6 protein-coding genes are annotated in these 13,373 nt (G+C 59.2%); all 6 read left to right on the forward strand.

Annotated elements, in window-relative coordinates:
• The first annotated feature begins 151 nt into the window (after positions 1-151).
• On the forward strand, positions 152-3,064 hold the full coding sequence (locus ACIP21_RS01985) for a type VI secretion system tip protein VgrG (protein ID WP_400683336.1): 2,913 nt from the start codon (positions 152-154) through the stop codon (positions 3,062-3,064).
• Positions 3,061-7,836, forward strand: coding sequence for an RHS repeat-associated core domain-containing protein (locus ACIP21_RS01990; protein ID WP_400683338.1), 4,776 nt, complete (start codon positions 3,061-3,063; stop codon positions 7,834-7,836). The genes ACIP21_RS01985 and ACIP21_RS01990 overlap by 4 nt, the downstream gene beginning before the upstream one ends.
• 11 nt (positions 7,837-7,847) lie before the next feature.
• Complete coding sequence (locus ACIP21_RS01995; protein ID WP_400683341.1) at positions 7,848-8,219, forward strand: hypothetical protein; 372 nt, start codon at positions 7,848-7,850, stop codon at positions 8,217-8,219.
• Positions 8,220-8,316: 97 nt separating this feature from the next.
• Positions 8,317-8,688 carry a hypothetical protein gene (locus ACIP21_RS02000; RefSeq protein WP_400683344.1) on the forward strand — a complete coding sequence of 124 codons (372 nt, stop codon included), beginning with the start codon at positions 8,317-8,319 and terminating at the stop codon, positions 8,686-8,688.
• A 737-nt stretch (positions 8,689-9,425) separates the two neighbouring features.
• Complete coding sequence (locus ACIP21_RS02005; RefSeq protein ID WP_400683347.1) at positions 9,426-9,800, forward strand: hypothetical protein; 375 nt, start codon at positions 9,426-9,428, stop codon at positions 9,798-9,800.
• Positions 9,801-10,867: 1,067 nt separating this feature from the next.
• Positions 10,868-13,261 carry a diguanylate cyclase gene (locus ACIP21_RS02010; RefSeq protein WP_400683350.1) on the forward strand — a complete coding sequence of 798 codons (2,394 nt, stop codon included), beginning with the start codon at positions 10,868-10,870 and terminating at the stop codon, positions 13,259-13,261.
• Positions 13,262-13,373 lie beyond the last annotated feature (112 nt).

Here is a 13,373-nt window from a genome sequence, read left to right on the forward strand (position 1 = left end):
TATTGGCCTCGATTCGACTGAGCAAGAAGTTGCTCAACATTTGAATGGATGAACTTGCACGAACTATCCGCACGGATGCCTGGTAGTTCCCGTTGCATGATTAATAGGTCGTGGCACGACTCTGTCTTGCCGCCCCAAGAGGAGGACACGGATGTTTGCCGCCGCAAACCAGACCCATTTCAGCTTGCACATTGACGGCCTGGAACATGATTTCCAGGTCCTCGCCTTCGACGGCACGGAAGCCATCAGCCAAGCCTATGCCATCGACCTCGAGCTGGTCAGCGAAAACCCCTCGCTGGACCTGGAAAGCCTGCTGCACAAGCCCGCGTTCCTTCAACTCGGCGATGACGGGCGTGGCCTGCATGGCCTGATCTACCGCGCCGCACAGGGCGAGTCGGGCAAGCGCCTGACCCGCTACCAAGTCACCCTGCGCCCGCAGCTGGCCTACCTGAAACACCGCATCAACCAGCGCATGTTCCAGCACAAGACCGTGCAGGAAATCATCGCCCAGGTGCTCGAGGAGCATGGCATCCTCGCCAACGCCTACCAATTCCAGTTGGGCGCGACGTACCCGCAGCGCGAGTATTGCGTGCAGTACGACGAGTCCAATTTGCAGTTCATTCAACGGCTGTGTGAGGAGGAGGGGATTCATTACCACTTCCGGCACAGTGCGGACGGCCATTTGCTGGTGTTCGGCGATGACCAGACGGTATTCCCGAAATTGGCGCCGGTGAGCTTCCAGCATGACTCCGGTTTGGTCGCCGATACGCCGATGATCAAGCGCTTTGCGCTGCGGCTGGAGACTCGGACCAGCAGCGTCGCGCGCCGTGATTACGACTTCAAGAAGCCCTTGATCACACTTGAGGGCGAGGTCGACAGCCACGACGAGCCAGCGCTGGAAGACTACGACTATCCCGGTCGTTTCCTCGACCGCACGCGCGGCAAGCACCTCGCCAATCGAGCGCTTGAGCGCCATCGCAGCGACTACCGCCAAGCCCAGGGCGATAGCGACCAACCGTTGCTTGCCAGCGGTCATTTCCTCACGTTGGCTAGCCATCCGAACGCGAGCTGGAACGACCTCTGGCTCCTCACCGAAGTGCACCACCAAGGTCGCCAGCCGCAAGTCCTAGAAGAGGCGATCACCAGCGACGTCGACGCCCGCTTCGACGGTTTCCAGCAGGGCTACCGCAATTTCTTTGTCGTGACCCCTTGGGAGCTGCCATTCCGCCCAGCGTTGTTGCATCCAAAACCCAAGGTCCTCGGCACCCAGCGTGCCATCGTCAGCGGCCCCGCTGGCGAAGAGATCTACTGCGACGAATACGGCCGCATCAAGGTCCAGTTCTTCTGGGATCGTGAAGGCCAAGCCGACGACAAGTCCAGCGTGTGGATGCGCGTCGCCAGCAGCTGGGCCGGTCAGGGCATCGCCGGCCTGCAACTACCGCGCGTGGGCATGGAAGTGCTGGTCAGCTTCCTCGAAGGCGACCCCGATCAGCCCTTGGTGACCGGCTGCCTGTACCACGGCGTGAACATGCCGCACTACAAGCTGCCCGACCTGAAAACCCTCGCCACCATCAAGAGCAAGGAGTACAAGGGCAGCCGCGGCAACGAACTGCGCATCGACGACACTACCAGCGAAATCAGCATCGGCCTGCGCAGTGATCACGGCGCCAGTGCCCTGAACCTGGGCTACCTGACGCACCCAAGGCCATCTGGTGGCGCCCCACGCGGCGAAGGTTTCGAACTGCGCACCGACCGTCACGGCGCGATCCGCGCCGCTGGCGGCCTGCTCATCACAACTGAGCCCCGCCCGAACGAAGCCAAGCATCACAAGGACCTGCCGGAAACCGCCGAACGCCTGGCCACCGCCAGCGACCAACAGGACAGCCTGGCCGAACTGGCCAAGCAGATGCAGGCCCAGGAGCCCGGCGACCAGGACCTGGTAGCCAAGGACCTGCACGCCCAGCACCAAGGCATTCTCGGCAGCGGCCCAGGCGATCTCACCAAAAACGAGTTCGCCGAATTCACCCAACCGCACTTGGTCGTGTCGAGCCCCGCCGGCATCGCCCTGACCACCCCCGGCCCGAATCACATCACCACCGGCAGCCACCTGGCCCTGAGCAGCACCGGCCACACCAGCCTGTCGATCGGCAAACGCCTGCTGGCCAGTGCCAGCCAAGGCATGCGGTTCTTCGTGCAAAGCCTGGGCTGGAAACTCGTCGCAGCCGATGGCGACATCGACGTCCGCGCCCTGAAGGACAGCATCAATCTGCTGGCCAAACTCGATATCACCGCCAACGCCGACCGCATCATCCTCCAGGCCAAGACCGAGCTGGTGATCCAGGGCGGCGGCAGCGCGACGACCTACAACGCCAGCGGCATTACCCACGTCACCAGCGCCAACTACACCGCCCATGCCGCGCAGTTCGCGCACATCGGCGCGGCGAGCAAGGCCGGCACCTTCCCCGAGCCGCCCAAACCGGGCAAGGGCGCGCTGGAGCTGTTCAACCTGTACGCCAATACCAACGGCATCAAGGTCGGCGAGTACAAGGTCACCGACGCCCTGGGCAACCTGTTCACCGGTAGCCTCGACGGCCAGGGCTTCAATGCCGTGAGCGGTGCGGCGCCAGGGCCGGCGCCCAGCTGGCTCGGCGTCGACAGTGCCGACAGCTGGAGCCCTGGCAGCCTGGTCAAGTCAGCCCCCTGGCCGAAACTGTCCGCCGCCCAGGAAGGCACTTCGTCGCTGATTGATGGCATCTATGAAAAGCTCAAGCCCGAAGGCAGCGATGGCCTGTTCGACCAGGCCAAGCAACTGGCCAGCAGTGGCCTGGACGCTGCCAAACAAGGCATCAGCCTGTTCAAGGCAGGGCAGGGCGCGTTGCAGAACGTCCAACAGGTGCAAGGCGGTGTCGCCGGCCTGCCACAGCTGGCCAGCGCCGCCAGCTCGGCGCTGACGACGGCCACTGCTGCCCAGCGCGCGCTGGCAGCCCTGCCCAAGCTCCCCACCTTCAAGGCCCCCAGCCTGAACAGCCTTTCCAACCTGACCCCAGGTGACCTGATCGCATGACCGCACAGACTTCTGCAGCAGACGAAAACGCCCGCGCCCCGCAGGTCGCGATCACACCCCTCGACGAGATCCAGATCGAGGACGTCGGCCGCGGCGCCGTGGTGTTCGACACCTGGCTGCGCAGCACCAGCGCCAGCTACGTCACCCTCGAACGCCTCAGGGGCGTCGCTGGCAACCTGGCCGTGTCGGGCAACATCATCGCCCTGGTCGATGCCCTCGGCGATATCCCCCTGCTGGCCCGCCAGCCGGTGCCGGACCCGGTCAGCTGCGCCGGTTACGCCATCAACCTGATCGGCCTGATCACCACGCCAGCCAGCGAGGCCGGGGCGCGCATGGCCCTGCGGCCGATGCTGTTCATCGTCCGCCAGGAGCGCAAGCAGGTGCTCGGCGATGCCCTGGTCGAGCTGATGGCTGGCCACCTCAACACTGACATCGTCGCCAGCCTCGACGACTTCGTCAGCCAGTCGGCGGGCAAGCTCAAGGCCGCTCTGAACGACGCGGCCACGCTCGGTGAACAGCTGATCCTCGACCTCGCCAGCGGTATGCAGGCCTTGCTCGCCGGGGCAAGCCCGGCGCCGGGCGGCGCGGGTGGCAACCTGTTGATCCACGACGCACAGGCGAGCATCGACAACTACCTCAGCGCGGCCTACGGCGCCTACAAAAGTGCCGGCAAAGGCCTGACCAGCGCGGATGTCAGCCCGTCCCTCAGCCCGACGGCCAAAGCTGAAGTCACCGCCCAGGTGGCCCGCCTGCGCCTGCTGGCGCCGCAGGTCGGTGCCGCGATCCTCAAGCTCGGCGATGCCGGCAGCCCAGGCTCGATCGAAGCCCTGCGCCAGACCCTGGCCAGCAGCGTCGAGCAGTGGCGTGAGCGCAACCCGCAGATGGTGGTCGCCAACATCAAGGTCGGCAGCATCAGCCAGGCTCGCCACCAGTTGACCGAAGGCAAGCTGGAAACCCAGAAGGAACAGGCCCCCGCCACCGCGGCTGCCAATCAATGCAAGAACGGCGTGCCGACCAGCACCTGCAACAGCATCAACTTCGCCCTGGGTAGCGAGACCTTGCAGCACACCGATTTCAGCCTGCCCGGGCCGTTCCCGATCATCTGGACCCGCACCTACCATTCGCGCCTGGCCGCCCTCGACGACGGCCACCTCGGTGCACGCTGGATCACCCCCTTCACCACCTGCATCGACGTGCACGGCGATGGTCTGCTGCTGCATGACATCGACGGCCGCAGCCATGCCTACCCACTGCCCAAGGTCGGCAAGACTCATCACGACCCGGTGGAGTACCGCGGCCTGACCCGCACCACCGAAACCCAGATCATCCTCAGCCGTGGCCAGGAACGCCGCGAAACCTACCAGCGCCTCGGCGACCGCTTCCTGCTCACCCACATCGCCATGCGCAACGGCGTCGGCGCGACGCTGCACTACGAGCACCGCCACCAGGGCCGCGCGGTGCTGTCGGACATCAACACCTACCAGGACAACGACCGCACCCAGTTTCTTCTGCAATTGGGCACGCTGCTCGACGAGCATGGCCGTATCCAGGGCCTGTGGCAGGTGGTCGACGGCAAGCCACTGCGCCAGCTGTGCGCCTATCACTATGATGATCACGGCGACCTGGTGGCCGCCCAGGACGAGAACGGCGCGGCCTGGCGCTACCAGTACCAGCGCCACCTGATCACTCGCTACACCGACCGCACCGAGCGCGGCTTCAACCTCGAATGGGACGGCAGCGGCCCACAGGCCAGAGCCATCCGCGAATGGGCCGACGACGGCAGCTTCGAAACGCGCCTCAAGTGGGACGAACACATCCGCCTGACCACGGTGACCGACGCCTATGGCGCCCAGACCCACCATTACTACGACGCCGAGGGCTACACCTACCGCATCCGTCACGCCGACGACCGTTCCGAGTGGCTGTTCCGCGACAACCGCAAGAACGTCATCCGCCACCTGCACGCCGACGGCAGCCAGGACCGCTACACCTACGATGAGCGCAGCAACCGCCTGCAACATATCCGCGCCGACCACAGCGTGGTGCACTACGCCTACGACGACAAAGACCAGCTAATCAAGGTGCTCGATGCCGAAGGCGGCCTGTGGCGGCGCGATTACGATGACGTCGGCAACCTGATAGAGACCCTCGACCCGCTGGGCAACAAGACCGCGTTCGCCTACACCTCCACCGGGCTGCTTAAGGCGATCAAGGACGCCAACGGCAACGAGAAAAAGCTGGCCTACAACGCAGCCGGGCAGTTGCTCGAATACACCGACTGTTCCGGCAAGACCAGCCAGTGGGCCTATGACGAACTCGGCCGCCTGGTCCAGGCTACCAATGCCATGGGCGAGCAGATCCAGTACGCCTACAAGGCCGGCCAACTGGCCAAGGTCACCCACCCCGACCAGACCGAAGAGCGCTTCGAGCGCGATGCCGAAGGCCGGTTGCTGGCCCATGTCGATGCGCTGGATCGGTGTACGACCTGGACTTATACCGCCGCCGGGCTGCCGGCGGAGCGCATGGATGCGGCCGAGCACACTCTGCGTTGCCATTGGGACAAGCGCGGGCGCCTGGTCGCGCTGGAGAACCAGAACGAAAGCAAGGCCACTTTCATTTACGACACCATTGGCCGCTTGCTCCAGGAGACAGGCTTCGACGGCCTGGCCAAGGATTACCACTACGACCCGCACACCGGCCGACTGTTGTCCACCCAGGTCGGCCAGCGGCGCATCGCAATGCGCTTCGACCGCATGGGCAGGCTCACCGAGCGCACGGCCCGCCTGGGCGATCAGGTCGAGACGGAACGCTACGCCTACAACGGCAACGGCCAGCTGACCCTGGCCAGCAATGCCGCCAGCAAGGTGCAGTGGTTCCACGACGAAGCCGGCAACATGACCCGTGAGCATCAGCACTACCTGGCCGTGGGCACGCCCATGGTCGCGGTCTGGCAACATGAATACGATGCCTTGAACCAACGCGTGGCAACCGTCCGCCCCGATGGGCACAAGGTCAGTTGGCTGACCTATGGCAGTGGGCACCTGGTAGGCATGATGCTGGACCATCACGAAATGCTGGCCTTCGAGCGCGACGACCTGCACCGTGAAATCGTCCGCCATCAAGGCAACAAGCTGGTCCACAAGCAACGCTGGAACGAGATGGGAAGGCCGCAGGAGCAGTTGCTCGGCCGTGATGACGGGCAAGCGATCCTGTTCAAGCGAGAATACCAGTACGACGATGTCGGGCAACTGACCGACATCCACGACAGCCGCCGTGGCCACCTCGGCTACCAGTACGACCCGCTGGGCCGCCTGCTGCAGGCAACCAGCCGCCAGGGCACGGAAAACTTCGTGTTCGACCCCGCAGGCAACCTGATCGACGAAGCCCGCCAACTCTCCCGTCCCCTGGAAGAGGATGCGAGGCACCGCAAACTGATGGACAATCGCTTGCGCGAGTACCACGGCGCCCATTATCGATACGACGAGCGCGGCAACCTGACCCATCGCTTGCAGGACGGCAGCCAGGCGCACTTCACCTGGGACCTGTTCGATCGCCTGTCCCATTACAACGATGACCGGCTGAAGGTCGATTTCAGCTACGACGCGTTAGGGCGTCGGCTGCACAAGCATTCCGTTGCACATTATTGGAACAAACCCGAGGCGGGAACTGGATGGAACCAGATGCAGCGCGCCAAACGCCAACGTGAATTGAACTGTGGCTTCACCCTGTTCGGCTGGGACGGCAACGCCCTGGCTTGGGAGAGTTCGCCTGCGCGGGATGAAGGGGACACGGGCAGGACCGTTCATTACTTTTATTTGCCCGGTAGTTTTGTGCCTGTTGCCCAGGCTGTGCGCAATCAGCCCATTCGCCTGCATCGTCAGCCTGACTGGCGTGGGCGGGAGTATGACTTCGAGCAGGATACGTTGTGGCATTCGGAGGTGAAGGTGCAGGCGTTTGATCACATTCTTTGGTATCACTGTGATCATCTTGGGACGCCGTTAGAGATGACGGATGAAGGTGGAAATACAGTTTCGGTTTTGAATTGTGATGCTTGGGGGGCGGTACGCAATGATCGGAGCTCAGGGGCGCATACCGTAACCAGCGCTATCCGCTTGTTAGGCCAAATTGAAGATCATGAAACTGGATTGCACTACAACAGATTTAGATACTACGATCCGAAGCGTGGACGCTACATTTCTCAAGACCCCATTGGCTTTTCGGGTGGGTTGAATCTTTATGTATTTGCGAATGGAAATCCATTGAGGTTCTCTGATTCGATGGGGTTGGCTCCATGGGATTGGAATGGTCAGGGCGATACAAGTGTTTGTACCTACTATGAGGCGCGAGCTTGTGAAACAACAGGGGGTTTAAGTGAATATTATGAGGCGGCTGGGGGGATTTGCCGGGGTCAGAACTATGTAGTAACTCTTGCGGTGATAGCGGCGCTGGGTGAAGCTTGGATGACGGGGCGAACGTCTGCTTCTCAAGCGGATATTTTAGAGACTATTCGGAATACTTTGATTGCGAATGATAAGGCAGAATCCTTGGCACATGGCCCGAATGGAGTTACTGGGAACATGATTGATGCATATCATGACAAGGCTTTTGAAGCAGGAGGCTTGCATGTCGGGTTTTATGGCGGAAACATTTGGCCGCAAAACATACATCCAAACCCAGTGCCGTTCGATCCAGTAGGTAAGTCGCGTTTTGATCCAAGAAAGCTGCTTCCTAAGGCCGACGCTACAAAGGCAGTAGGATGTAAGGCGGATTAGGGAGTGTTGGTATGTGTAAGGCGAATTTTTTGCTTATTTTAAGGGTTGTCCTTGCTGCCCCCTGTATGCTGTTTTTTTTGTTGCTTTCTGTTGCGGCAAAAATGGCTGGTGATCCGCCATTCATAGGGGGGTATCTTGGAATAGCGCTGTTTAGTGGCATAGTTCCTCTTATTTCATGGTTGGCTTTGATATTTTTCGCTGGCAAGAAAAATCTCATAAAGCTGCTATTTTTTTCGGTTTTTGCAACTATGTTTCACTATGTCGTTGCGGCTTTTCATGGACATGCCGACCCTTGGTACTGGTGGTTGCAGCCAATGGAGATCGCACTGTTGTTAGTTCTGGTGAATTTACTGAAAAACAACAGATTCTTCGGGCGAATTTGATGTGTGCGGCTGTAAGTGTTAACTGTTTTTGTAGAGTTAATGAAGTGTTCGCGAAGATTCCATGTGGTGAGGTGCCGTGGTCTGTAAGGGGGTAATGGTGGGCTATTGTCTTGCTTGGGTGCTGAAGGTTGTTTTAGCGATACCACCATTGCTTGTGTATTTGGTTTTCTGTTATCTCGCAATGCGTGCTGATAACCTTTCACTGGTGGGTATTTTTAGGCATATGGTCCTTGTTACCGGGTTGCTTCCGTTGTGTTCGTGGATGGTGGTGATTTTTAAGGGGCGTCGTAATACGTACTTCAGGCTTGCTTTGTTTGCTATTTTGATAACGGCATATCATGTGTTTTTATTTGCTGTTTCTGCGCACCGTGATGGTGTCGAGTATTGGGGAGTGCAGATGCTGGAGTTTGGTATGTTTGGCTGGATGGTCAAGAGCGCATTTAGAGCAAATAATGTTGCTTTTCGATGAGGTCGTCTACTAAGTCTTAGGTGGAGTGTTTATTTGATTTGTGCGATCTATTAGTTTTTCTTGAGTTGTTGGGGTTTATGCTTGCATGTGGAAATTTTGCATACTTTGCTTTGTCAGACTACTGGTTGCTGCGCCATGTGTCCTAGTATTTTTGTTGTTTGCTTACGCTGGGGTTATGGGAGGTAGGCCATCTACTATTGGTGAAGTGGTTCAAAATGTATTTCTATTCAGCGGGTTGATTCCTCTCGTTACGTGGCTGACTTTGATTTTTGTAGCGAACAAGAGAAATTTTATTAAATTGTTGTTGTTTTCCATGTTGGTGACTTTATTTCATTATGTGGTTGCGGTCTTTCAAGCGCATTCCACTCCGCAATATTGGTGGCTTCAGGCTATCGAGATTTCGTCACTGTTGGTGCTAGTGAATTTGGTGCGAAACAATAAGTGGTTCAGGTGAGTCTGATTAATGAAAGTTTGATTTCTGGTGAAGGCTGAGGTTGCGGTGCACGAGGTAAATGGTCCGCTGGGAGGCATGTTTGATGCCTGTCATAACACTGAATTTGCATCAGGAGGTGTGTCAGAAAATATTTTATTGGCTAATGTTTTGTGGCAGTGCATATGGTTGAGTCCTGTGCCGTTTGATCCGACGAACAGTTCGCGTTTCGACGTACGCCACTTTATGCCCAAGGCGGATATAAACGTGTCGGTTGGGTGTCGGCGTGACTAAAGGGAATTGCTTCGTGATGCTCAACGCAATTATTCTTATTGTTCGATGTGTTTTAGTATCGCCAGCCGTAGCGATCTACGTTTTGTTTGTTGTTCTAGGTCTTATTAGCGGAGAGGTAAAAGATGTGTATGAGCTTGTGTGTTATGTTTTTTTGGCGAGTGGCTTGGTGCCCCTGACGTGTTGGGTGCTTTTGGTGTTCAAGGCAAATCGGGAGACTTGGGTGAAATTAAGCATTTGCTTTGTAGGTGTTTTTGCATATCACTACTTTTTGGTTGTGGTGGGTGCGCATGCAGATTTTCGAATCTATGCATGGATGCAAGTTGCTGAGCTTTTCATGCTGTATTTTGCCATTCCGTATTCTGAGAGCCGGTTCTCTTTGGTCAGGTAACTGATGTAAGTTTTATTGGAAGTGTTTGAGGGGTGTTTAGGTGTGGCTTTATCGAAAGCTTTGATATTGGTTAAGGTGTTACTATGTGTGCCACCTTGTCTCTTTTGTGTTTTTTGGATCTTGGCTACTTTTCATAATTCTCCCGGAACTTTTACCATTATGTTTTTCTATGGGGTTCTTGTAGGAGGCTTGATTCCTTTGTGTACATGGTTTCTATTGCTATTTAAGTCGAGTAGGAGTTCTCTGTTCGCGTTTTCTATGTATTTTATTGGGCTTACTGCGTACCATTACTATCTTGCTATTGTGGCAGCGCATGCGGAGTTTTATATCTATTTAGCATTTCAGGCCGCAGAGGTGATTTCGTTGTTCTTGCTTGCGATAATCCTAAGGAATAATGGGTGGCGCGTGCAAAAAGGCCAATAGAATCTCATTGTTGGTTTTGTGCGTTGCATTGAGCTTTACGTGGTTTTGAGGTTTACGCTCGTATGTGGAAAATTTGTGCGCTTTGCTTTGTCAGGCTGTTGTTGTCCGTGTCATGTTTTCTGGTGTTTTTGTTACTTTTTTATTCAATGCTTACGACAGATGGGCCGCCACTGATGCTAGGGTATATTGGTGTTGTGCTGTTCAGTGGCTTGGTTCCTCTTGTTTCATGGTTGGCATTGATATTTTTAGCTAGCAGGAGAAACTTCATCAAGCTGCTGTTTCTATCCGTTTTTTCAACTATGTTTCACTATGTCGTTGCGGCTTTTCATGGGCATGCCGACCCTGGATACTGGTGGCTGCAACCAATGGAGATCGCATTGTTGTTGGTTTTGGTTAATGTAGTCAAAAACAATAGATTCTTTGGGCGAATTTGAAATGTATGGCTGATGCTCCACCGGCTCGTGTAAGGCACACCCAAAACAGCCCCCGCGCCCTGACCGACCGTCACACCCTTAGCCCGCGCCCGGCAACCGACTCCGCCGTCCACAAAAGCGACGAACCACATTGCGCGCCTAATGGCCAATAGCTATAAATCAGCACAGGGCCCGAAAATTCGCAGGACGCTGATGTGATGAGACTGATGTATGTCGAAGTGGAGCGTGCGTGCGAAGGTGCTGAGCCTGTGCAGCGAGGCGATGGCTGCCTGGTCGGTGGCACTGGTGGCGTTGGTCGCCGGCCTGCTGCTGTCGGCCGCGTTGGCGTTGGCCACGCAGACCTATTACAAGCAGCAGCTGCGCCAGCGCTTCGAGCTGCTGGCCGGTGAGCGTTTCAGCCGCATCGCCGAGCGTTTCGACGACCAGGAACAGCGCCTGGATGGCCTGAGGCGCTTCTTCAGCTATTCCAGCGAGATCACCCCACGCGAGTTCGACGGCTATGCGCGGCCCTTGCTGCGCCGCACCCAGGCCTATTCCTGGGCGCCGCGGGTCGAGGCCGGGCAGCGGCGGGCATTCGAGCAGGCGGCGAGTGCTGCGTTGGGGCAGGACTATGTGATCCACGAGCTGGACGCCCAGGGGGAGTGGCATCCGTCGCCTGCGCGTGATCATTACTACCCGGTGCTCTACACCCAGGCCACCCAACAGCAGGGGCAGCCCTATGGGCTCGATCTGCGCAGCCAGGCGAGCCGCGAGCAGACGCTGCTGCGGGCGCTGCAGCCGGGCAGCATGGCGGTGTCGGCGCCGCTGGACATGATCAATGTCGACCCCGATTTCAGCCGTGGGCTGCTGATGGTCGCGCCGGTTTTCGTCGATGGCGAGCCTGCCGTGCAGCCGACCGGCTACGTGATGGCCTTGCTCAACCTGCGCCAGCTGATCAGTGAGGGGCTGCCGGTCGCCGCCGACGACAACCTGGTGGTGCGGGTGGTCGACCCCAGCGGGCGCGATGGCCAGGAAGTGTTGTACGACTCGCGCAACCCGGCCGCGCCGTTGCCGTTGCTCAGCAGCCAGCTGCTGCACCTGGCCGACCACCATTACCAGCTGGACATCCGCCCCAGCCAGGCCTTCCTGGAGGCCAACCGCTCGGCCGCGGCGCTGGCGGTGGGCTTTCTCGGCGGGCTGTTGAGCCTGCTGCTCAGCACCTTGCTCTACAGCTTGTTCAGCCAGCGCTTGCGGGCGCTGAACCTGGTCGAGCAGCGCACCGCCGCGCTGCAGGTCAGCGAGCAGTCGTTGCGCGACACCCACAACCAGCTGCGCAGCGTGCTGGATGCCGCGACCCAGGTGGCGATCATCGCCACCAGCCTCAAGGGCGTGGTCAGCACCTTCAATGCCGGTGCCGAGCGCATGCTCGGCTATACGGCCAGCGAGGCCATCGGCCACCTGCACCTGGAAGACCTGGTGCTGCCCGAGGAGCTCAACCAGCGCAGCCATGCCCTGAGCCTGCGCTATGGGCGGGAAATTCCCGGTGGCCAGGCGATGTTCGCCGAGACCATCCAGGAGCGTGGGGCCGAACCTGGCGAGTGGACCCTGATGCGCAAGGATGGCAGCCACCTGCTGGCCAACATGCTGGTCACCGCCGTGCTCGACGAGCAGGGGCTGTGGGTCGGCTACCTGGCGATCTGCATCGATGTCACCGAGCGGCGCCGCGTGCACGAGGCACTGGAGATGCGCGACCGGCTGCTGGAAAAGCTCAGTGCCGAGGTGCCCGGTGGCATCTACCAGTATCGCCTCGATGCCGATGGCCATTCCTGCTTCCCGTATGCCAGCCAGGGCCTGTTCGACATCTACGAGGTCGATCTGCAAGTGCTGCGCGAGGATGCCACGGCGGTGTTCGAGCGCATCCACCCCGATGACCTCGAGCGTGTGCGGCGCTCGGTGCGCTACTCGGCCGAACACCTGACGCCGTGGCGCGAAGAATACCGGGTCAACCTGCCGCGTGCGGGCGCACGCTGGGTGCGCGGCGAGGCGACCCCGGAGGTGGGCGAGCACGGCTGCACGCTGTGGCATGGCTACCTCACGGATATCTCCGACATGAAGGGCGTGGAGGAAGAACTGCGCGCCCTGTCGGTGACCGACGCGCTGACCGGCATCCACAACCGCCGCTACTTCCAGGAGCGGCTCAAGGTCGAACTGGACCGCGCCCAGCGTGACGACCAGGACCTGGCGGTGATCATGCTCGATATCGACCATTTCAAGCGCATCAACGACCGCTTCGGCCATGCGGTGGGCGACCATGTGCTGCGCAGCCTGTGCCAGCGTATCGGCAACCGCCTGCGGCGTACCGATGTGTTCTGTCGGCTGGGCGGGGAGGAGTTCATGGTGCTGTGCCCGGGCAGCAATGCCGAGCAGGCGCGGATGCTGGCCATGGAGCTGTGGCAGGGGGTGCGCAGCGTGCCGGTGGAAGGGGTGGGCAAGGTGACGGCGAGTTTCGGGGTGGCGGGGTGGCGGCCGGGGGAGGGGGCCGATGCCTTGTTGCTGCGGGCGGATGCCGGGGTTTATGCGGCCAAGCAGGCGGGGCGGGATAGGGTGGAGGCAGAGTTGGATTGAGGTTTGGATTTAGCCTGAACTGGCCCCTTCGCGGGTAAACCCGCTCCCACAGGGGCTGCGGTGCTTCTGTGGGAGCGGGTTTACCCGCGAAAGGGCCGGTTCAGGTTAATGC

The organism is Pseudomonas sp. NPDC089401 (genome assembly GCF_044749485.1).
In the GTDB taxonomy this organism is placed as follows: domain Bacteria; phylum Pseudomonadota; class Gammaproteobacteria; order Pseudomonadales; family Pseudomonadaceae; genus Aquipseudomonas.